We start from the raw sequence: 21,283 nt of genomic DNA on the forward strand, positions 1-21,283 counted from the left end.
CCCGGACCGGCCGCCACCCCTACGGCTGCGGGTTCTTGCGGGCGATCACCCGGTACGCGTTGGAGTAGGAGCTGCGGCGGATCAGGGGCGCCAGGGCGTGGTCGGCCGCCCTCGCGGTCAGGCGGAGCGGCGCGGCGGCCGCGGTCAGGGCCACGCGCGCGGCCTGCTGCGGGACGGAGGGCGGGGTGGCCCGCCAGGGGGTGTCGGCGGGGACGGCCCGGGAGAACAGGCGGGCCGCCGCCGTGGCGAGGTCCGTGGGGGTGTGCGGGGCGCACGTGTCCGTGGTGAGGATCGTGCAGTTCTGGGATTCCACGGCCTCCAGGACGTTGGTCTGCGGCAGCAGGTGGAGCTGGCCGGGCTGCGCATGGCCGGGCCACCACTTGCCGAGGAGGGCGGCGAAGCCGCTCTGCGGATCGGCCAGTTCGAGGACGAGGTGCCCGCCGGGGCGCAGGGCGGCGATGGCCGCCTTGAGCTCCTCACGGGGTGACGGCGCCCGTTCCAGCTGGTGGAAGACGCTCACCACGTCGTAGCGGCCCCGCAACCGGCCCAGCAGGCCGGGGGTGGTCAGGTGCCCCACGTAGGCCTCCTCCACGCGTTCCGTCGCGCGGGCGCGCAGCACTCGCGGCGTGGGGTCCGTGCCGTCGAAGGACGTGTACGGGAGCCACTGCTGCGCGGTGGCCGGGAAGTCCCCGTCGCCCGTGCCGACGTCCAGCCAGCTCTCCGGTTCCGGGATGTGCAGCATCGCCCGCACGCGCGCGCGGTCCAGGCGGCGCGCGGGCGGGCTCTCGTACCCGTCCCGGTCCCGGTGGTAGAACGCCATGCCCTCGGGTGTGAGGCCCGGGTTCTGGAAGACGTGCGCGCAGTCCTCGCACTCCTCCACGGTGAAGGTGCCCGGCTTGCCCTGGATCACGTCGGGGGCGGTGAGGCGGACGCGCAGGCGCTGCCCGCCGCACCAGGGACAGCTCTCGCGGCGCGGCGCGTGGAAACGCTCGGTGCCCTGGGCGAGTTCGGCCAGGTACTTGGCGCGGCGCAGGTCGATCGCCGGCAGGGCGGAAGGGGCGGACGACGACATGGGCGGCTCCCGGGGCGCGACGGACAGGGCGGGGAGGGACGTACGACAATCCGCTGCAAAACGGAACGTATGGGATCGCGATCTTGGGTGCAACGACGTGGTGGGTTCGTGGTCGCCCTGTGGCGCCGTCCCGTTCGGCGGGGGCCGGTACTGTTCGGCGAATGAGCTCGCTGAATCTCGACGACTTCACCGACCAGATCGAGCGCCCCGACGGCGGGGTGCGCCGCGACGCGGAGGCGCGCCGGGAGCGTCAGATCGTGCCGCCCGGATCGCTGGGGCGCCTGGACGACCTCGGTGAGTGGCTGGCCGCGGCGCAGGGCGCCGCTCCGGTGCGGCCGGTCGAACGGCCGCGGGTGGTGCTGTTCGCGGGTGACCACGGTGTCGCGGAGCTGGGGGTGTCGGCGCGGCCCGCGGGCAGCGCCGTCGAACTGGTGCGCGAGGTCCTTGAGGGCGGCCGCCCGGTGTCCGTGCTCGCCCGGCGGCTCGGTGTGCCGGTGCGGGTCGTGGACATGGCGCTGGACTGCGATCCGGGGGCGCTGCCCGAGGATGTGGTCAAGCACCGGGTGCGGCGGGGCAGCGGACGGATCGACATCGAGGACGCGCTGACGGCCGAGGAGGCCGAGGCGGCGTTCCGGGCCGGGGTCGCGGTGGCCGACGAGGAGGCCGACTCCGGTACGGATCTGGTGGTGCTCGGCGATGTCAGCGTGGGCGGCACCACGGTGGCCGGGGTGCTGGTGGCGGCGCTGTGCGGGACCGACGCGTCCGTGGTGACCGGGCGGGGCGGGCTCGCGATCGACGACCTGGCGTGGATGCGCAAGTGCGCGGCGATCCGCGACGCGCTGCGGCGGGCGCGGCCGGTGCTCGGGGACCAGTTGCAGTTGCTGGCGGCGGTCGGCGGGGCCGACGTCGCGGCGATGACCGGGTTCCTGCTCCAGTGCGCCGTGCGGAAGCTGCCGGTGATCCTGGACGGCGTGGTGGCCGCCGCGTGCGCGCTGGTGGCGCAACGGATCGCGTTCCGGGCGCCGGACTGGTGGCTGGCCGGGCACGACAGCGGGGAGCCGGGGCAGGCCAAGGCGCTGGACCGGATGGCCCTGGAGCCGCTGCTCGACCAGGGGATGTCCGTCGGGGAGGGCGCGGGGGGCCTGATGGCGCTGCCCCTGGTGCAGGCCGCCGCGGCGCTGGCGGCGGAGCTTCCCGAGAAGCCCGAGGTCAAGGAGCGCGCGCCGGCCGAGGAGCCGGAGGGGGCGTAGCGGACGCCGGGGGGCGCGGGTCACACGGGGCCGTGGCAACGTTAGGTTGCTTGCGGTCTCTGTACGTGCCGTCGCGTCCGCGCGTCGCCCCGCCGCACCCCGGAGCCGCCCCCCGATGAACCCGTTCGCCCGCCGGGCCCGCGCCGAGTGGGGACGCTGCACCGTACGGTCCGTGAGGGGCTGCGCGCGCGGCGGACACGGGCCCGTGCCGTTGGCGCTCGCTGGGGTGTGCCTCACCACCCTGCTGCACTTCGCGCACGGCCGGTCCTGGGGCCATCGGCTGGTGGAGAACGCCGGGACCGTCCGCGCCGAGGACCCCTTCTGGGCGGCCCTGCTGCGCACTCCCCTGTCGCTGTTCGTGCCCGCTCTGGACCTTCCGGTGTGGGGTGCGCTGGCGCAGATCCTGCTGGTGTTCGGGGTCGCCGAGATCTGTCTCGGCCGGTGGCGCGCGCTCGCGCTCGCCTAGTCGGCCTCGCGGTGTACCTCGGGCCTGCGGTACGGGGCGTATGTCACCGCCGCGGCCGTCGTCGTCGCGATGGTGGTGGAGGTGGTGGTGAAGCAGAACCTCGCCGGCAAGGAGCACCTGGCGGCGATCGCGGCGGTGCTGCTGCTGTGCGCGCTCACCGCGCTGCGTCAGTGGCTCTCCAGGGCCCGGGCGCGTTCCGGGTCGGGGGTGCCGCCGAGCCAGTCCTGAAACTTCCGGGTGGGGCCGAGCCAGCGGCGGTCGTGATGGTAGGCCCGCAGACGTGACCTGGCCCGGGCTCGGGGGCGGCGGCGGTAGAGGTGCTTGGCCCAGGGCGAGCCGGGGCGGGCCAGCCGGATCGCGCCGAACACGGCGATGAACGGCACGATCACGCCCAGGATCGCCAGCCGGGTCTTGCCCTTGACGAGGGCGACGAGCGAGAGCAGGAAGTTCGCGGCGACCGTGGTGATGACCGAGCCCCGGTCCTGGAGTTCGTCCCGGTCGAGGTCGTTGACGCCGAACGGGGAGAACCCGGCCACCCACAGGCCGACCAGCGCGGCGGTGAGCACGACGGCCTCGACGCTCTTGCGGCCCGCCTCGGTCCAGTACACGTCCGCCAGATGGAGGATCAGCGCGAACTCGTCCAGCACCAGGCCCGCCCCGATCCCGAAGATCACCGCCGAGAGGTAGGACCCGAAGCCCTGCCGGCCGCCGGCCACCGCACCGAAGCCGCCGACGAGGGTGAGCAAGACGCCGGGCACCACGTGGTGGACGTGCACGCCGCCCGCGCTGACGTTGCGGAAGGGGCCCCGGCCCGCCCGGATCATGCGGGTGATCAGCCGGGTGATCAGGAAGGTCAGCACGAAGGCGGTGAGGGCGAGCAGCAGGGGGAGCTTGCCGGGCTCGATGATGTTCCGTTCCAGCCAGTTCCCCATGGGACCAAGTGTGCCCAGGATCGGGGTGAAGTGCTCCGCAAGCGGTCGCGTAACCTGCCCGGATGCCCCTGATCCCGCCCGCGCACGGTCTCCGCTTCGCCTTCGGCACCCTCACGGTCCTGCCGGTACGGGTGACCCGCTGGGACCGCGAGGCCGCGCGCGGCGGGATGCTCTGCGCCCCGCTGGCCGGGCTCGTCGTCGGCCTCTGCGCGGCCGGTGCCGGTCTGCTGCTGCTGTTCCTCGGCGCGAGCCCGCTGGTGGCCGCCGTCGCCGGTGCCGCCGTTCCCGCCGTCCTCACCCGCGGCCTGCATCTGGACGGCCTGGCCGACACGGCGGACGGGCTGGGCAGCGGCAAGCCCGCCGAGGACGCGCTGCGCGTCATGAGGCAGTCGGACATCGGGCCGTTCGGGGTGCTCACCCTGGTCTTCGTCCTGCTCACGCAGGTGGCGGCCCTGGCGCAGCTCTACGACGGCTCCTGGATCCGCGGTGCGCTCGCCACCGTCGTCGCGGCCACCGCCGCCCGGGTGGCGCTGACGCTGGCCGCCCGCGCCGGGGTGCCGGCCGCCCGTCCCGAAGGGCTGGGCGCGGCCGTCGCCGGGGTCGTCCCGGTGGCCGGTGCGGTGGGTGCCGCCCTCGCGGTGACCGGGGCCGCCGCGGCCGCCGGGGCGCTGCTCGGCCCGTACGGCGTCCTGCGCGCCGCCCTCGCGGTGGTCGTCGCCGCCGTCGCCGCCGAGGTGCTGCTGCGCCACTGCGTCCGCCGGCTGGGCGGCGTCACCGGCGATGTGTTCGGCGGGCTGGCCGAGACGGCGGCGACGACGGCGCTGCTGGTGCTCGCCCTGGCGTGAGGCGCCTCAGCAGGTCCGGCGCCAGACCCCCAGGTCGTACTTCTTCAGCAGCGAGCTCAGCTTCAGCCTGCGGGACTGGGCGCAGAAGCGGGCGGTGGCAAGTTCGTACTCGGCGTGGAAGACCGCCTTGCCCGCCTCGACGAAGGGCGTGAGGGCCTCGCATTCCCCGTACTGGGCGCACTGTTCGTTGACCGCGAAGTCGAAGTCGCCGACCAGTTCGGGGATCTGGTCGAGGTCGTTCTTCAGGCCCACCGCCATGCCGCGTTCGTGGGCCAGGCCGGCGATCAGGCGGTTGTAGCGGAGCTGGTCGGCGGCCGTGAGCGGGAAGCCGGTGGGGTTCTTGTAGCCGTCCATGTTGTCCGGCTCGACGGCGTCGAAGCCCTTGTCACGGCACATGTCGATGCGAGCGGCCATCAGCGGCCGCAGGACGTCGGTGCGGCGGATGTCGAGCCAGCGTTCGCCCTCCCAGCCGTTGCCCTTGCCGAGGACGGCCTGCGGGAACTTCCGCGCGTCCGGCCGCCAGTCCTCCCATGCGCCGGTGGAGAGGTAGCAGATGACCTTGCGGCCCTTGCCGTGCAGTTCGGCGACCGTGGCCGCGGAGTTGTCGAAGCCGTCGATGTCGTAGACCGGCGCGTCGACGGAGGTGTCGAGACGGCCGCGCAGCTGCCACTGCCAGTCCGTACCGGGGCGCGGTTGCCATATCTCCCCGGGCGGCTGCGGATCGGAGGCGCAGCCCGCGAGCAGCGTCAGCAGGGCGACGAGGAGGATCGGGCGTCTCACCGTGAGGGCTCCAGGGTGTGCGGCGACGTAACCCACGGATGATCTCCCAGGGGACCGGCGGGGTGCTCATCGGTGGGCGGTGGCCCTTCCCAGCAGGGCGCAGACCAGGGCCACCTGCGCCACGGCCGCGCAGCCGTACACCGTCACGCCTATCAGGTGCGGGGCTCCGGTGCGGGTGACCAGGGCGAGCGTCTGGGCGAGGGCCGCCGTGCCGCAGATCGCCGCCGCGCCGAGGACCGCACCGAAGGACTGGAGCAGCAGGCCCGTCCACAGCACCACGCCGAGCAGCAGCAGGCCGGCCAGCCGGACGCCGCCGGGGAGCGGGGTGTGCGGCCACAGCGCGGCGGTGGCCGTCGCGAGGGCGAGCAGGGCGGCGAGGTAGCCGGTGAGGCACTGCACGACGGTGCGGGTGGCGGCCCGCCAGAAGGCGCGGGGTGTGCCGGTGGAGCGCAGCCCGGCGAGGCTGCCGCTGCGGAAGCGGTGCAGCAGCCATTCGGCGGGGCCCATGCTGAGCGTGAGCGCCACGGCCGCGGGTGCGGCGAGCGCGCTCGGCCCCTGCCCCGTGAGGACGTCGCCGAGCGCGGCGTGCAGCAGGAGGACACCGCCGGCCAGGCCGAAGAGGGCGTACGGCAGGGAGGCGGAGAGCCGGGGGCCGCTCCTGCGGGGCGGCAGCGGGCCCAGCGCCCCGAACGGCAGCAGTGCCGTCAGCCCGGCCGTCCAGCTGCCCTCGCCCGGTTCCCGCACCGCCGACGCCACCTCCCGCACCGCGACGGCCACGACCGCCGCCAGGGAGCCGCACAACAGGGCGATACGGGCGGCCTCGGGCACGTCCGTGAGCGAGGAGACCACCGCACCCGCCGCCATCGGCAGCAGCGCGGCGAGCAGGGCCCGTTGACGGCCGAGGACCAGCAGGGCGGTGGAGGCGCCCAGGTAGCAGGACTGGCCGGCGGCGAATGCCACGGCGGTCCCGCCGGCGTCGCCCGCGGCGGCGAGGGCGGTGAGGGCGCCGAGCACGGCGCCGAGCGGGCCGCCCACGAGAAGACAGCGGCGGGCGGCGGAACGGTCGCCGAGGCCCAGCCAGGAGTACGCGCGGTGGGCGAGCCCCTGGTTCCAGGACCAGCCGGCCAGGGCACCCGCGAGGAGCGGGACCGTGCCCGCCGGGAGGCCGAAGTCGTCGCGCGGGCCCGCGAGGAACGGGGCACCGAGGACGTAGGCGAGGCCGGGGAGGGCGAAGACCACGCCGCGCAGCAGGCAGCCGAGGAGGCCGGCCTGCCAGGGGTCGTGGACCGGACCGCCGGGTTCGGGGTAGCGGCGCTCGACGCGTGCGTAGAGCTCCTCGGCGAGGGCGAACGAGTTCCGCACGCCGTACCGCTCGCGTATCTGCGCGTCGGACAGGCCGTCGGACTCCAGCAGCGCGGCTATCTCGTCGGGATGGACGGCGGCGGCCACGGCGTCGTCCAGGCGCTCGGCGAGTTCGCCGACCGGGTCGGGCACCGCCCAGCCGGGTGTGGCGCGCTGGCGCGGGATCACGGGCAGCGTGTCGGGGCGGCCGGGAGGCGGCCCGTTGCTTCCGCTCACCAGCCGGTTCCCCTCGTCGCGACGGCCGCGTACCAGGGGTCGTGCAGTTCGGCGGTCCAGTCGGCGACCGTCTCCAGGGCCGGCTCGTAGACCTCGGCCCGGCCCGCGAGTTCCTGGTAGATCGTGCGGAAGTTCTCCACGCAGCGGCGGAGTGTGAAGCGGTCGATGACCCGCCGGCGGGACAACTCGGCGAGTTCCAGGCGCCGTTCGTCGTCCCGTAGCAGCGTCAGCGCCGCCGCCGCCATCTTCTCCGGCTCGCGCGGCGGCACGACCAGGCCCGTGTCGCCGACCGCCTCGCGCACTCCCCCGACGTCGGTCGAGACCGTCGTACGCCCGCAGGACATGGCCTCGATGATCGAGAACGGGAAGCCCTCGGAGATGGACGACAGCATGACGAGATGCCCGGCCGCGTAGGCACGCCAGACCTCGCTGACGCGGCCCTCGAAGGTGAGGCCGTCGGAGACGCCGAGTTCGGCGGCGAGTTTTTCCAGGCGGGTGCGGTAGGCCTCACCGCCGGGCGGGACGGGCCCGAACAGGCGCAGGCGGGTGTCGGGGAGTTCGGCGCGGACCATGGCGTAGGCGCGCAGCAGCGTCTCCAGGTCCTTGATGGGGTCGACACGGCCGCACCAGGTCAGGGTGGGGACCTCGGGTTCGGGTCCGGCGTGCGGGAAGGCGGCCGGGTCGACGCCGTTGTACACCGTGCGGATCCGGCGGGCGTCGGCGCCGCCGCGCTCCTCCCAGCGGCGGTTGTACTGGTTGCACGGGGTGATCAGGTCGGCCGTGCGGTAGCCGTGCGAGTTCAGCGCACGGTGGAAGCCGAGCAGGAACGCCTTCACGGGCCAGCGCCGGCTCTCGCGGCGGTGGCCGAGGTAGCGCTCGCGCAGATAGATGCCGTGCTCGGTGAGCAGGAAGGGCACTCCGTCCAGGTGGTGCGCGGCGAGGGCGGGCAGCGTGGCGAGACCGCTGCTCACCGCGTGGGCGACGCTGTCCTCGGGGATCCGCACGCCCAGCGGGCGCAGCGCGTGCTCCAGCAGGTCCGTCGCGGTCAGGGCGTCGTGGACGGTCGGCCGGGCCGCCGCCGTCGGCAGATGCGGCATCGTCCAGATCCACATGAGCGAACGCAGCGCCGACTCCGTGCGCAGCGCCGCCGGCAGCCGCCCGTCGCGGGCCAGTTCGGCGAGCTCGTACAGCGCCTCGCCGAAGTCGCAGCGCGCCTGCGGGTCGAGGAAGGACAGCAGCAGACGCTCGTAGGTGTCGAGGAAGCGGCGCCGGGCCCGCCCGTACGGCGCCCGCCGGTGGCCCGGGCGCGGGCCCCAGGTCGGCACCGAGGTGTGGCGGCACACGTTGGGCGGCAGCTCCCAGGCCACGGGTTCGCGGCCGCTGCCGGTGAGCGAGACGATGTGGAAGTCGACCTCGGGCATGCCCCTCACGAGCTGGTCGCACCAGGTGCTGACCCCGCCGTGGACGTGTGGATAGGTGCCTTCGGTGAGCATGGTGACGTGACGGCCGGTACGCATCGCTGCGCGGCTCCCCCCTGTGATGCGGATGGTGTGGGGCGACTGCGGCCCGGCCCCCGGCTGCATGTCTCGCCGCGGCCGGGCGCGCAGTCCCCCGCGCCCCTCGGGGGCGTCGCCCTACTGCAACTTCAGGGTGAGCGCCGACTGGAGCAGGCCGGGGGTCGCCCAGGCCGAGCGGTTGCCTGCGTAGGCGGTGCCGAAGGTGCTGGTTCCCAGCAGGAGTTGCTGCCTGGTGCCCTGCGGCGCGGTCACCGGGATCTCCACACCGCTCGGCGCGCTGACGGTGACCGTGTTGCCGATCCGGTACGCGGTGACGCGGTTGTCCGCGACGGCCTTGTGCCACTCGGCGCGGCGCTGGAGCTCGGTGCCCACGGCCTTCTGGCCGAGGTTCTCCACCGGGGTGTTGTCCGCGAACAGCGCCCGGTACTCGGCGAGCACCCCGTCCAGCACCGGGTACAGCAGCCGGTCCTCGGCGAGGTTGGACTGGTGCACGTAGTGCGGGCGCGGGTCGTTGTTCAGGGCGTGCCCGAGGGCGATCCGGGTCTCCTGCGGGACGATGTACGACGCGTAGCCGGTCGCCGGGTCCAGCGGGTCGTCCAGGCAGGTGGAGGTCGGGTTGTTCTCGCAGATGCCGCTGCCGCCGTCGGCCCGGGAGGTGTAGATGAAGTTGTACTCGTCGACCATCTCCTCGGCCGTCCCGACGTTGTAGTACACGTTCATCGGATGCCGGGGCACGGTCAGGGCGCTGCCGGCCGCCCGCTGCTCGGGCTCGCGGGAGTTGTCGGAGGCGATCCACCTGACCCCGTTGTCGGCGAGGGCGCGCGCGAGGTTGGGGTTGTCCTCGGGCTGCTGGGGCAGCGTCCTGAGGCCGGAGTGCTCGCCGGTGACGAGTTCGGTGCGGTCGACCGGCAGGCCGTTACGGACACCCCAGTCGTGGTTGTCGCGGATCTGCGCGGCGATCTCGGAACGGCTCATCCACCGCGTCGAGCCTTCGGCGTTCTTCGCGCAGGTCCACGGCACCGTGGAGGTGTCCTGGACGCAGCCCAGGTAGGGGTGCGTGTAGGTGTGGTTGATCCAGCGGTACTGGTCGCGGTCGGCGAGCAGCCGCGCGGCGAGCGGGTCCGTGCCGCCGTTCTCCGCCTTCCATTCCTCGCCGGAGCCGGCGTTGTAGACCATGTCGAGCGTGAAGCCGCGCTCGCGCTGCCACTGCGCCGCGTACTGCGCGTCGGCGGCCGTCATCCGGATCGGTGCGGTCCCCTCACCGGCGCCGTCCGCACAGTCCAGGTCGCCGGGCGTGCAGTCGCGTTCGGTGTCCCAGCGGGCGTCGGGGGCGAAGACGTCGTCGACGTGCACGGCGAAGTAGTTGCGGTCGCGGCCCAGGTGCACGCCCTGGGTCAGCCACTCGACGATGCCGCGGGCCAGCGCCCGGAACTGCCGCTGGTGCTGGTTGTAGGCGAACGTGACGACCAGTTCGCGGCGGCCGTCGTGGGCGTACTCCCCCACCAGGCTGCCACGGCCGGTCCCGTCGGGCACGGGGACGTCCACGTAGCTGGTGAAGCCGCTGCGGGGCCGCGCCACGAAGCCGTAACTCTCCTGGACGGCAGGCGAGTTGTCCTCGAAGGTGAGGGCCCCGTCGAGATAGCCGAAGGGGCCTGCCTTCCCGGCGTCCGTGACGGCGGCCTGCCTGCCGTCGAGGGTGCCGGCGTAGCCGCCCTCGCTGGTGTAGTCGAGGCCGACCTCGGGGTGCGCCCAGGTGTAGGCGTCGACCTGCGGGATGCCGTACGTCCGCTCGTAGGTCTCCAGCGCGGCCTGTTCGGCGGACCCCGCCCCGAACGGCGCCTCGTGGGGCAGCACGACGCCCTGGTACCTGGCCCGGGGTGTGCCGCCCACCGTGTCGCTCAGGAACGCCGCGGTGATCGTCGGGCGGTTCGGGTCGGTGAGCTTCACCGTGGTGTACGGGATGCCCGTACTCCTCAGTTGCGCGGTGATGGCCTGGACGGGGCTCTCCCCGTTGTCCACGACCAGCACCCGCAGATCGATCCGTGGCGTGGGTGCGGCGGATGCGCCGGGTGCGGCGATCCCCAGTGTCAGCAGTCCCGCGGCCGCCAGTACGGCGGCCGTGGATCTCCGTATGTGCGCGCGTCGCGCCATGGGTGGTCCTCCCCCCAGAAGATCCCCGCGCGACCCCGGAAGGCCCGTGTGCAGTTGTGACGGCCGCACGGCGGATCGGTGGAAATCATGCAAAGCGGTGAGCGTCCGGCTCACCCGAACCCGACGAGTGTGACTCAGCTCATGGAGTGCGAGGATCGGTACATGGCGACGACGCCACTGACAGGTGAACGTCCGCTTGAATGCTCGAACAGACACCGGGCGTAGGCTCGTGCCAGGTCAATACCGGTCCAGGTACAGACTCCACTGCACGAGGAATCTACGGTCGGCTGTCGGGCCCGGTCGGCCCATCCTCCGGCCACAGAAACTTCACATCGGAAGCGAGATTTCACCACCGTGACTGCTCTCACTCTCAGCACCGCCGCGGCGCCCGGCCTGCGGGCCGACGCGATCGTGATCGGTGTCGCCAAGGGCGACAAGGGCCCGGTCGTCGCACCGGGCGCCGAGGCCGTTGACAAGGCGTACGACGGCGGACTCGCCGGCGTCCTGGAGACCCTGGGTGCCTCCGGCGCCGAGGGCGAGGTGACGAAGCTGCCCGCCCCGGCCGGTTTCAAGACGCCGCTCGTGGTGGCGGTGGGTCTGGGTGCCCGGCCGGAGAAGGACGCGGAGTACGACGCGGAGGCACTGCGCCGGGCCGCCGGCGCCGCCGCCCGCGCGCTGGCCGGCGCCAAGAAGGCCGCCTTCGCGCTGCCGGTCGTGGACGCGGCCGCGGCCGGCGCGATCGGCGAGGGCGCGCTGCTCGGCGCGTACTCCTTCGACGCGTACAAGGAGAACGGTCAGGCGGGCGCCGCCAAGGACAAGAAGAACGGCAAGGCCCCGCTGGCCGAGATCACCGTGCTCGGCGCCAAGCCGCGCGACAAGGCGCACAAGGTGGCGGTGGAGCGTGCCACGGCCGTGGCCGAGGAGCTGAACCGCGCCCGCGACCTGGTCAACACCCCGCCCAACGACCTCAACCCGGAGGCGTTCGCCGCGGTCGCGCAGGCCGCGGCCAAGGAGCACGGCATCAAGGTGCAGGTGCTCGACGAGAAGGCGCTGGCCAAGGGCGGCTACGGCGGCATCCTGGGCGTCGGCTCCGGTTCGGCCTCCGCGCCGCGGCTGGTGAAGCTGTCGTACACCTCCTCCAAGGCGAAGAAGCACCTCGCGTTCGTGGGCAAGGGCATCACCTACGACTCGGGCGGCATCTCGCTGAAGCCGGCCGGTCACAACGAGACGATGAAGTGCGACATGAGCGGAGCGGCGGCGGTCTTCGCGGCCGTGGTCGCCGCCGCCCGGCTCGGTCTCGAGGTCAACATCACCGGGTGGCTCGCGCTGGCCGAGAACATGCCGTCCGGGTCGGCCACGCGGCCGGGCGACGTGCTGCGGATGTACAGCGGCAAGACCGTCGAGGTGCTGAACACCGACGCCGAGGGCCGGCTGGTGCTGGCGGACGCCCTGTGGGCGGCGTCGCAGGAGAAGCCCGACGCGATCGTGGACGTGGCGACCCTGACCGGGGCGATGGTGCTGGCGCTCGGCAACCGGACGTTCGGCGTGATGGCCAACGACGACGCGTTCCGCTCCGCGGTGCACGAGGCGGCGGAGGAGGTCGGCGAGGCGGCGTGGCCGATGCCGCTGCCGGATCACCTGCGCAAGGGCATGGACTCGCCGACCGCCGACATCGCGAACATGGGCGAGCGGATGGGCGGCGGCCTGGTCGCCGGGCTCTTCCTGCGTGAGTTCGTGGGCGAGGGCATCACCTGGGCACACCTGGACATCGCCGGGCCCGCGTTCAACGAGCAGGGGCCGTTCGGATACACGCCGAAGGGCGGTACCGGCTCGGGTGTGCGGACGCTGGTGCGGCTGGCCGAACTGACGGCCGCCGGCGACCTGGGCTGAGGTCCGCCCGCCGGGGCGTGGCCGGCTGTCGCGTCGCGGGTGCGGGTGAACTGTGGCCCGTCGCGCAGTTCCCCGCGCCCCTTGCGGCGACGTTTTGTCCGGCCGTCGACGATCGGGGCCCGCGACCACACCCCCAGCGACCACGGGCCACCTGGGCTGACATCCGCCCGCCGGGGCGTGACCGGCTGTCGCGTCGCGGGTGCGGGTGAACTGTGGCCCGTCGCGCAGTTCCCCGCGCCCCTTGCGGCGACGTTTTGTCCGGCCGTCGACGGCCTCAGGCCCGCGTGAGGGATCGTCGCGCCGCGGGTGCGGGTGGGCTGCGGGCGGTCGCCCGGCTTCCCGCGCCGCCTGCGGCGACGTGCCTCCCGTCCGCCGACAGGCGAAGCCTCCCGTGTGTGACAGCTGAGCGTGCGACGTATCACACCCTGGCCCCGCGTCTCGTCCCGTGCCGACAAGTGCGAAGATGGGGCTCGGCAGGACAGGGCCCCACCGAAGGGCCGAAGTACAGCGGCCGGACACCAGCCGCCAGCCGGTCATCGTCGACCGGCGTACGGCGCACATGCATGGAGGACGTGACGTGGCGAACGACGCCAGCACCGTTTTCGACCTAGTGATCCTCGGCGGTGGCAGCGGTGGTTACGCCGCGGCTCTGCGCGGGGCTCAGCTGGGCCTGGACGTCGCCCTGATCGAGAAGGACAAGGTCGGCGGCACCTGCCTGCACCGGGGTTGCATCCCCACCAAGGCCCTGCTGCACGCGGGCGAGATCGCCGACCAGGCCCGCGAGAGCGAGCAGTTCGGTGTGAAGGCCACGTTCGAGGGCATCGACGTCGCCGGGGTCCACAAGTACAAGGACGAGGTGATCTCGGGCCTCTACAAGGGCCTGCAGGGCCTCGTCGCCTCCCGGAAGGTGACCTACATCGAGGGTGCGGGGCGGCTGTCCTCCCCGACCTCGGTGGACGTGAACGGTCAGCGCATCCAGGGCCGCCACGTCCTGCTGGCGACCGGTTCCGTGCCGAAGTCGCTGCCCGGTCTGGAGATCGACGGCAACCGGATCATCTCCTCGGACCACGCCCTCGTCCTGGACCGCGTGCCGAAGTCGGCGATCGTGCTCGGCGGCGGCGTCATCGGCGTCGAGTTCGCCTCCGCCTGGAAGTCCTTCGGCACCGACGTCACGGTCATCGAGGGCCTGAAGCACCTCGTGCCTGTCGAGGACGAGAACAGCTCCAAGCTTCTTGAGCGCGCCTTCCGCAAGCGCGGCATCAAGTTCAACCTGGGCACCTTCTTCCAGAAGGCCGAGTACACGGCCGACGGTGTCAAGGTCACCCTCGCCGACGGCAAGGAGTTCGAGGCCGAGCTCCTGCTGGTGGCCGTCGGCCGCGGCCCGGTCTCGCAGGGCCTGGGCTACGAGGAGGCCGGGGTCGCCATGGACCGCGGTTACGTCCTCGTCGACGAATACATGCGGACCAACGTCCCGACGATCTCGGCGGTCGGCGACCTGGTCCCCACGCTCCAGCTCGCGCACGTCGGCTTCGCCGAGGGCATCCTCGTGGCGGAGCGGCTGGCCGGTCTGAAGGTCGTCCCGATCGACTACGACGGCGTGCCCCGGGTGACGTACTGCCACCCCGAGGTCGCTTCCGTGGGCATCACCGAGGCCAAGGCCAAGGAGATCTACGGCGCGGACAAGGTCGTCGCCCTGAAGTACAACCTGGCGGGCAACGGCAAGAGCAAGATCCTGAAGACCGCGGGCGAGATCAAGCTCGTCCAGGTCAAGGACGGCGCGGTGGTCGGCGTGCACATGGTCGGCGACCGTATGGGCGAGCAGGTCGGCGAGGCCCAGCTGGTCTACAACTGGGAGGCGCTGCCGGCCGAGGTCGCGCAGCTGATCCACGCCCACCCGACGCAGAACGAGGCGCTCGGCGAGGCCCACCTGGCGCTGGCCGGCAAGCCCCTGCACTCCCACGACTGACCCCCTCGGTCACTGGGCGCGACGACACAGACTTCCGCAATTTCGTAAGGAGCAACCGAAACCATGGCGGTTTCCGTAACCCTTCCGGCGCTCGGCGAGAGCGTCACCGAGGGCACCGTCACCCGCTGGCTGAAGGCCGAGGGTGAGCGCGTAGAGGCAGACGAGCCGCTGCTCGAGGTCTCCACCGACAAGGTCGACACCGAGATCCCGGCCCCGGCCGCCGGTGTGCTGGCCTCCATCAAGGTCGCCGAGGACGAGACCGTCGAGGTCGGCGCCGAGCTGGCCGTGATCGACGACGGCACCGGCGCGCCGGCCGCCGAGCAGGCCCCGGCCGCCGAGCAGGCCGCGGCGCCGGCCGAGGAGCCGGCCGAGGAGCCTGCCCCGCAGGCCCAGCCGTCCACCGAGCAGGCCGCCCCGGCCCCGGCGCCCACCGCCGAGGCCGCCGCCGGCGGCGGCGGCGCCGAGGGCACGGACGTGGTCCTGCCCGCGCTCGGCGAGTCCGTCACCGAGGGCACCGTCACCCGCTGGCTGAAGTCGGTCGGCGACAGCGTCGAGGCCGACGAGCCGCTGCTGGAGGTGTCCACCGACAAGGTCGACACCGAGATCCCGGCGCCCGCCTCCGGCACGCTGCTGGAGATCGTGGTCGGCGAGGACGAGACCGCCGAGGTCGGCGCCAAGCTGGCCGTCATCGGCGCCCCGGGTGCGGCTCCGGCCGCTGCCCCGGCCCCGGCCGCCCCCGCCCCGGCGCCCGCCGCCGAGGCCCCGGCCGCCCCTGCCGCTGCCCCTGCTCCGGCCGCCCCGGCCCCCGCCGCCCCGGCTCCGGCCCCCGCGGCTCCCGCCGCCCCGGCCCAGCCCGCGACTCCCGCCCAGCCCGCCGCCCCGGCTCCCGCGCCGGCCGCCCAGGCTCCGGCTCCCGCCGCGGCGCAGCCGACCGACGAGGGTGCCTACGTCACCCCGCTGGTGCGCAAGCTCGCCGCCGAGAACGGCGTCGACCTGGCCACCGTCAAGGGCACCGGCGTCGGCGGCCGGATCCGCAAGCAGGACGTCCTGGCCGCCGCCGAGGCCGCGAAGGCCGCCTCGGCCGCCCCGGCTCCGGCCGCTGCACCGGCCGCCGCGAAGAAGGCCCCCGCCCTGGAGGTCTCCCCGCTGCGTGGCCAGACCGTGAAGATGCCGCGGATCCGCAAGGTCATCGGCGACAACATGGTCAAGGCGCTGCACGAGCAGGCCCAGCTGTCGTCGGTCGTCGAGGTCGACGTCACCCGCCTGATGAAGCTGCGCGCCCGGGCCAAGGACGCGTTCGCGGCCCGCGAGGGCGTCAAGCTCTCCCCGATGCCGTTCTTCGTCAAGGCCGCGGCCCAGGCGCTGAAGGCGCACGCGCCGATCAACGCCCGGATCAACGAGGCCGAGGGGACCATCACCTACTTCGACACCGAGAACATCGGTATCGCGGTGGACTCCGAGAAGGGCCTGATGACCCCGGTCATCAAGCACGCCGGTGACCTCAACCTCGCCGGCATCGCCAAGGCCACGGCGGAGCTGGCCGGCAAGGTCCGCGCCAGCAAGATCACCCCGGACGAGCTGTCCGGCGCGACCTTCACCATCTCCAACACCGGTTCGCGTGGCGCGCTGTTCGACACGATCATCGTGCCGCCGGGTCAGGTGGCGATCCTCGGTATCGGTGCCACGGTCAAGCGTCCGGCCGTCATCGAGACGGAGGAGGGCACGGTCATCGGCGTCCGCGACATGACGTACCTGACCCTCTCCTACGACCACCGCCTGGTCGACGGCGCCGACGCGGCCCGTTACCTGACGGCGGTCAAGGCGATCCTGGAGGCGGGCGAGTTCGAGGTCGAGCTCGGCCTGTAGGCACGCCGCTCAGCCGGACACCATCGATGCCCCCGCCCGGGACCCCCGGGCGGGGGCATCGCCCTTGAGGGCGCGGGGACCTGCGCGCAGCGCCGCAGAGGACCGTTGCCGCCGGCCGCGGAAACCCCGCACGAGCAGGCGTGTGCGCCTCGTCTCACCTGCATCAAAGCGCCCCCGTGCGCCCCTCCCCGACGCGTGGACGGCCTTATTGTCTAAACGTCAAACGCGCCCTAAGGAGCTCTCATGACCGCCCCCGTCGTCCACTCGCTGCGCGAACAGATCCGCGAGCACATCCTGGAGGGCATCATCAGCGGGCGCTGGAAGCCGGGCGAGCGGATCGTGGAACGCCGCATCGCCACCGAGCTGGAGGTCAGCCAGACGCCGGTCCGCGAGGCGCTGCGCGAGCTGGAGTCGCTGCGCCTGATCGAGTCCGCGCCCAACAAGGGCGTGCGGGTGCGGAACCTGACGGCGGCCGACCTGGAGGAGAGCTACCCGGTGCGGGCCGGTCTGGAGGCCATCGCCGCCGAGCTGGCGGCGGAGCTGCTCGCCGAGGACTGCTCCGCGCTGGAGCCGCATGTCACGGCCCTGTACGAGGCCGACCGGAACGCGGACGGCACGGCCCAGGTGCGGCACACGGTCGGCTTCCACCGCGAACTGGTCCGCGCCGCCGGCAACTCCGTGCTGCTGCACACCTGGGAAGGGCTCGGCATCGAGGTCTTCACCGCGCTGTCGATCCGCTGGCTGGGGACGGTGCAGCAGTCCTACGCCGAGGAGCACGAGGAGCTGGTCGCGGCCTTCCGGCGCCGGGATCCGCGGATCGCGGAGATCGTGAAGTCCCATGTCCTGGGGTGCGCGCCGCGGGCGTGAGCCCCTGGATACGCACCGTAATGTTGCCGTATGTCCGATGCGGCGCACGGTGTTCACGGCAGGCCGCCCACGCGTGAGGAGCGGTGGGACCGGTTCAAGGAGTCGCCCTTCCTGCCCGCCGGTGTGCTGGTGCTGATCATCGCCGGGGCGGCATGCCTCTTCGCCGGCTCGTACACCTACTCCATGGCGAACCCGGCGCCGCGCTCGATCCCGACGGCGGTGGCCGGGCAGGACGACGTGCAGCGCGGCCGGGCGTTCATCGAGGCCATGGAGCGGATGCTGGACGCGTCCATGAGGCTGCGCGTCTTCGGCACTCCCGGCGAGGCCCGTACCGCGGTGGAGGAGCAGGAGGTCTTCGGGATCCTCGAGGTACGCGAGGACGGACGGGCCGTCAGGTTCGACGTCTCGGGGGCGTCCGGGGCGTCGGTGGCCGAGCTGCTGGGCGAGGCGGCGGTCGAGGCGGGCCGCAGGACCGGGGTCACGGTCACGCTGAGGGACATCAACCCCTTGCAGAAGGGCGACCCGCGCGGCCTCGCGATCTTCTACATCTCGCTGGCGGCCGTGATCATCGGGTTCGTCGGCTCGATCCAGCTGAGCGTGCACGCGCGGGCGCTGAATCCGCTGGAGCGCGTCGCCTTCACGGTGACGTACGCGCTGCTCGGCGGCTTCGGCATCGCGGCGGTGGTGGACTGGGGGCTCGGGGCGCTGGACCTGCCCTTCACGGAGTCCTGGATGATCCTGGCGCTGACGATGGTCACGAGCGGCATGGTCTTCACCATGTTCAACACGATCATGGGCCGCTGGGCGATGCTGCCGACCTGGGGCCTGATGGTGCTGCTGGGGAACCCGTCGTCGGGCGGCGCGGTCTCCTGGCCGCTGCTGCCCTCCCCGCTCGGGGAGATCGGCCGCTGGCTGCCGCCGGGCGCGTCGGTCAACGCCCAGCACACGGCCGTGTACTTCCCCGGCCACCAGCACGCCTTCCCCTTCCTGGTGCTGACGGGCTGGCTGCTGGTCTCCCTCGGGGTGTTCCTCAACTGGTCGCACCGGCACCCGGGCGGCCGGGTGCGCAATCCGGCGCACGCGCCTCCTTGAGGCGGGGCGACAAGCGGGCGCGGGAGCACTCAGACGCGCTCCACCTGCGTAAACCATGGGGAAAACCCGGCACCGGGTGCCCATGTCGGAGGCACCGCGTGCCGACTTTCTCGTGATCAAGAGGTTTTGCGGGTCAACCCTTTGATCGATCATCGATCAGGGAGTTACAGTTCCCGACGGGCTTCCACCGAAGCCTCACGCCCTGTCCTGCCAAAGACCAAGGGCACCCCCGAACCCTTACCGATGAGGGAACCCCCTTCGACTGAGGAAGGCGGCGACATGACCGACCCCCACGCCACCCAGCCGAGCGAGCTCGACCAGCTCCCGGACCGCGACCCGGAGGAGACCGCCGAATGGCAGGCCTCCCTGGACGCCGTCGCCACGGCGGCCGGGCCGCACCGTGCCGCGTACCTGATGCGCCGCACGCTGGAACGCGCCGAGGGCAACGGCATCGCGCTGCCCAAGCTCCTCGAGACGGACTACGTCAACACCATCCCCACCGCCGCCGAGCCGTCCGTGCCCGGTGACGAGGAGATGGAACGGAAGATCACCGCCTGGAACCGCTGGAACGCGGCCGCCATGGTGACCCGCGGCTCGAAGTACGGCGTCGGCGGCCACATCGCCACCTTCGCCTCCGCGGCCTGGCTCTACGAGACGGGCTTCAACCACTTCTTCAAGGGCAAGGAGGCCGACGGGTCGGGCGACCAGCTCTACATCCAGGGCCACGCCTCCCCCGGCATCTACGCCCGCGCCTTCCTCGACGGCCGGCTGAGCGAGCACCACCTCGACAACTTCCGTCGCGAGGCCGGCGGCAACGGCCTGCCGTCCTACCCGCACCCCCGCCGCCTGCCCTGGCTGTGGGAGTTCCCGACGGTGTCGATGGGCCTCGGCCCGCTCTCCGCGATCTACCAGGCGCGGTTCAACCGCTACCTCACCAACCGCGGCATCAAGGACGTCTCCGCCTCCCACGTCTGGGCCTTCCTCGGTGACGGCGAGATGGACGAGCCGGAGTCGACGGCGGCGCTCGCGCTGGCCGCGCGTGAGGAGCTGGACAACCTCACCTTCGTCATCAACTGCAACCTGCAGCGCCTCGACGGCCCGGTCCGCGCCAACTTCAAGATCGTGCAGGAGCTCGAGGCCCAGTTCCGCGGCGCCGGCTGGAACGTGGTGAAGTCGCTGTGGGGCTCCGCCTGGGACGAGCTCTTCCAGCTGGACACCACGGGCGCCCTCGTACGCCGCCTGCGCCAGGTACCGGACGCGCAGGTCCAGACGTACCAGACCCGTGACGCCGCCTACATCCGCCAGGACTTCTTCGGTGCCGACCCGGCGCTCGCCGAGATGGCGAAGCTGCTCAGCGACGACAAGATCCTGGACTGCTTCCACTTCTCGCGCGGTGGCCACGAGCCGCGCAAGGTCTACGCCGCGTACAAGGCCGCCGTCGAGCACAAGGGCGCGCCGACCGTGATCCTGGCCCAGACGGTCAAGGGCCACACCCTCGGCACCGGCTTCGCGTCGAAGAACGCCAACCACCAGATGAAGAAGCTCTCGGTGGACGAGTTCAAGACGATGCGCGACCTCCTCGGCCTGCCGATCGCCGACAGCGCGTTCGCCGACGGCGTGGTGCCCTACGCCCACCCGGGCGCCGGCTCTGCCGAGGTCCGCTACCTCCAGGAGCGCCGCGCCGCCCTCGGTGGCCCGGCCCCGGCCCGCCGGGTGCACCCGGTGGCCCCGCTGCCGGCGCCCGCCGAGAAGGCCTTCGCCTCCTTCGACAAGGGCTCCGGCTCCCAGAACATCGCGACGACCATGGCGTTCGTCCGCCTGGTCAAGGACCTGGTCCGCGACAAGGAGACCGGCAGGCGCTGGGTGCCGATCGTCCCCGACGAGGCGCGCACCTTCGGCATGGAGTCGCTGTTCCCCTCGCTCGGCATCTACTCGCCCAAGGGCCAGACGTACGAGCCGGTCGACCGCGACCAGCTGATGTACTACAAGGAGGCCCAGAACGGCCAGATCCTCAACGAGGGGATCACCGAGGCCGGTTCGATGGCCGACTTCATCGCCGCCTCGACGTCGTACGCGACGCACGGCGAGACGATGATCCCGTTCTACATCTTCTACTCGATGTTCGGCTGGCAGCGCACGGCCGACCAGATGTGGCAGCTCGGCGACCAGCTCGGCCGCGGCTTCCTCGTCGGCGCGACGGCCGGCCGTACGACGCTGACGGGCGAGGGCCTGCAGCACGCCGACGGCCACTCCCCGGTGATCGCGGCCACCAACCCGGCCGCGCTCAGCTACGACCCGGCGTTCGCGTACGAGATCGCGGTCATCGTCCGTGAGGGTCTGCGCCGGATGTACGGCGAGGCCAAGCCGGGCGAGGACCAGGACGTCTTCTACTACCTGACGGTCTACAACGAGCCGCTGCCGCAGCCCGCGAAGCCGCAGGGCCTCGGCATCGACGAGGGCATCGTCAAGGGCCTGTACCGCTTCAACACGGCCGAGTCGGCGGGCGTGTCCGTGCCGGCGAACGCCCCGCGCATCCAGCTGCTCGGCTCCGGCACGGCGATCCACTGGGCGCTGAAGGCGCAGCAGCTGCTCGCCGGGGAGTGGGGTGTGGCCGCCGACGTGTGGTCCGCGACCTCCTGGAGCGAGCTGCGCCGGGACGCGCTGGACGCCGACGCGGCGCTGCTGCGCGGCGAGGAGCGGGTGCCGTACGTACGGCAGGCGCTCCAGGGCGCCGAGGGCCCGGTCCTCGCGGTCTCCGACTACATGCGCCAGCTGCCCGACCAGATCGCGCAGTGGGTCGAGCAGGACTGGTCCTCGCTGGGCGCCGACGGCTTCGGCCTGTCGGACACCCGGGAGGCCGCCCGCCGCCACTTCGGCGTCGACGCGGAGTCCATCGTGGTCGCGGCCCTGGCCCAGCTCGCCCGGCGCGGCGAGGTCAAGGCGGCGGCCGTGAAGGAGGCCCGCGAGAAGTACGGCCTGTAGGTACCGGCCGGTTTCCGGAGGCCCCCGCC

Annotated in this window: 16 protein-coding genes; 10 read left to right on the forward strand and 6 right to left on the reverse strand. The window is 72.8% G+C overall.

Annotated features, from left to right (window positions below):
- Positions 1-19: 19 nt before the first annotated feature.
- A complete protein-coding gene (locus ACIHCM_RS01160; protein ID WP_399887482.1) occupies positions 20-1,072 on the reverse strand; it encodes a class I SAM-dependent methyltransferase in 1,053 nt (350 codons plus the stop codon).
- 161 nt (positions 1,073-1,233) lie between these two features.
- Between ACIHCM_RS01160 and cobT the strand changes: the two genes are divergently transcribed.
- From cobT to ACIHCM_RS01175, 3 genes are all read left to right on the forward strand, one after another.
- Entirely contained in the window at positions 1,234-2,322 is a 1,089-nt protein-coding gene (gene cobT / locus ACIHCM_RS01165; RefSeq protein WP_399887484.1) for a nicotinate-nucleotide--dimethylbenzimidazole phosphoribosyltransferase, read from the forward strand.
- 115 nt (positions 2,323-2,437) lie between these two features.
- Positions 2,438-2,788 (forward strand): hypothetical protein, encoded by a 351-nt coding sequence (locus ACIHCM_RS01170; protein ID WP_399887486.1) that lies wholly within the window; start codon positions 2,438-2,440, stop codon positions 2,786-2,788.
- Positions 2,789-2,857: 69 nt separating this feature from the next.
- Positions 2,858-3,016, forward strand: coding sequence for a hypothetical protein (locus ACIHCM_RS01175; protein ID WP_399887488.1), 159 nt, complete (start codon positions 2,858-2,860; stop codon positions 3,014-3,016).
- On the opposite strand, the gene ACIHCM_RS01180 is transcribed toward ACIHCM_RS01175, so the two are convergent.
- On the reverse strand, positions 2,956-3,720 hold the full coding sequence (locus ACIHCM_RS01180; protein WP_399887490.1) for a hypothetical protein: 765 nt from the start codon (positions 3,718-3,720) through the stop codon (positions 2,956-2,958). The two genes, ACIHCM_RS01175 and ACIHCM_RS01180, sit on opposite strands and share 61 nt — an antisense overlap.
- 62 nt (positions 3,721-3,782) lie before the next feature.
- Between ACIHCM_RS01180 and ACIHCM_RS01185 the strand changes: the two genes are divergently transcribed.
- On the forward strand, positions 3,783-4,565 hold the full coding sequence (locus ACIHCM_RS01185; RefSeq protein ID WP_399887492.1) for an adenosylcobinamide-GDP ribazoletransferase: 783 nt from the start codon (positions 3,783-3,785) through the stop codon (positions 4,563-4,565).
- Between the two features lie 6 nt (positions 4,566-4,571).
- Here ACIHCM_RS01185 and ACIHCM_RS01190 read toward each other — a convergent pair whose 3' ends face one another.
- From ACIHCM_RS01190 to ACIHCM_RS01205, 4 genes are all read right to left on the reverse strand, one after another.
- Positions 4,572-5,345 carry an endo alpha-1,4 polygalactosaminidase gene (locus tag ACIHCM_RS01190; protein WP_399887494.1) on the reverse strand — a complete coding sequence of 258 codons (774 nt, stop codon included), beginning with the start codon at positions 5,343-5,345 and terminating at the stop codon, positions 4,572-4,574.
- A gap of 66 nt (positions 5,346-5,411) precedes the next feature.
- Entirely contained in the window at positions 5,412-6,923 is a 1,512-nt protein-coding gene (locus ACIHCM_RS01195; RefSeq protein WP_399887496.1) for a hypothetical protein, read from the reverse strand.
- Positions 6,920-8,440 (reverse strand): GT4 family glycosyltransferase PelF, encoded by a 1,521-nt coding sequence (gene pelF / locus ACIHCM_RS01200; protein ID WP_399887498.1) that lies wholly within the window; start codon positions 8,438-8,440, stop codon positions 6,920-6,922. The genes ACIHCM_RS01195 and pelF overlap by 4 nt, the downstream gene beginning before the upstream one ends.
- A gap of 117 nt (positions 8,441-8,557) precedes the next feature.
- On the reverse strand, positions 8,558-10,591 hold the full coding sequence (locus ACIHCM_RS01205; RefSeq protein WP_399887500.1) for a hypothetical protein: 2,034 nt from the start codon (positions 10,589-10,591) through the stop codon (positions 8,558-8,560).
- Positions 10,592-10,945: 354 nt separating this feature from the next.
- Here ACIHCM_RS01205 and ACIHCM_RS01210 point away from each other — a divergent pair, with 354 nt between their 5' ends.
- The 6 genes from ACIHCM_RS01210 (at position 10,946) to aceE (ending at position 21,254) form a co-directional block, all read left to right on the forward strand.
- Positions 10,946-12,481, forward strand: coding sequence for a leucyl aminopeptidase (locus ACIHCM_RS01210; RefSeq protein ID WP_399887502.1), 1,536 nt, complete (start codon positions 10,946-10,948; stop codon positions 12,479-12,481).
- A 577-nt stretch (positions 12,482-13,058) separates the two neighbouring features.
- A complete protein-coding gene (gene lpdA, locus ACIHCM_RS01215) occupies positions 13,059-14,447 on the forward strand; it encodes a dihydrolipoyl dehydrogenase (protein ID WP_399887504.1) in 1,389 nt (462 codons plus the stop codon).
- A 63-nt stretch (positions 14,448-14,510) separates the two neighbouring features.
- Complete coding sequence (gene sucB / locus ACIHCM_RS01220; protein WP_399887506.1) at positions 14,511-16,313, forward strand: 2-oxoglutarate dehydrogenase, E2 component, dihydrolipoamide succinyltransferase; 1,803 nt, start codon at positions 14,511-14,513, stop codon at positions 16,311-16,313.
- A 243-nt stretch (positions 16,314-16,556) separates the two neighbouring features.
- Entirely contained in the window at positions 16,557-17,180 is a 624-nt protein-coding gene (locus tag ACIHCM_RS01225) for a GntR family transcriptional regulator (RefSeq protein ID WP_393107704.1), read from the forward strand.
- A 30-nt stretch (positions 17,181-17,210) separates the two neighbouring features.
- Positions 17,211-18,272 carry an ABC transporter permease gene (locus ACIHCM_RS01230; protein WP_399887508.1) on the forward strand — a complete coding sequence of 354 codons (1,062 nt, stop codon included), beginning with the start codon at positions 17,211-17,213 and terminating at the stop codon, positions 18,270-18,272.
- A 279-nt stretch (positions 18,273-18,551) separates the two neighbouring features.
- Positions 18,552-21,254, forward strand: coding sequence for a pyruvate dehydrogenase (acetyl-transferring), homodimeric type (aceE, locus tag ACIHCM_RS01235; RefSeq protein ID WP_399887510.1), 2,703 nt, complete (start codon positions 18,552-18,554; stop codon positions 21,252-21,254).
- Positions 21,255-21,283 lie beyond the last annotated feature (29 nt).

It is taken from the genome of Streptomyces sp. NPDC052023, assembly GCF_044548465.1.
In the GTDB taxonomy this organism is placed as follows: Bacteria; Actinomycetota; Actinomycetes; order Streptomycetales; family Streptomycetaceae; genus Streptomyces.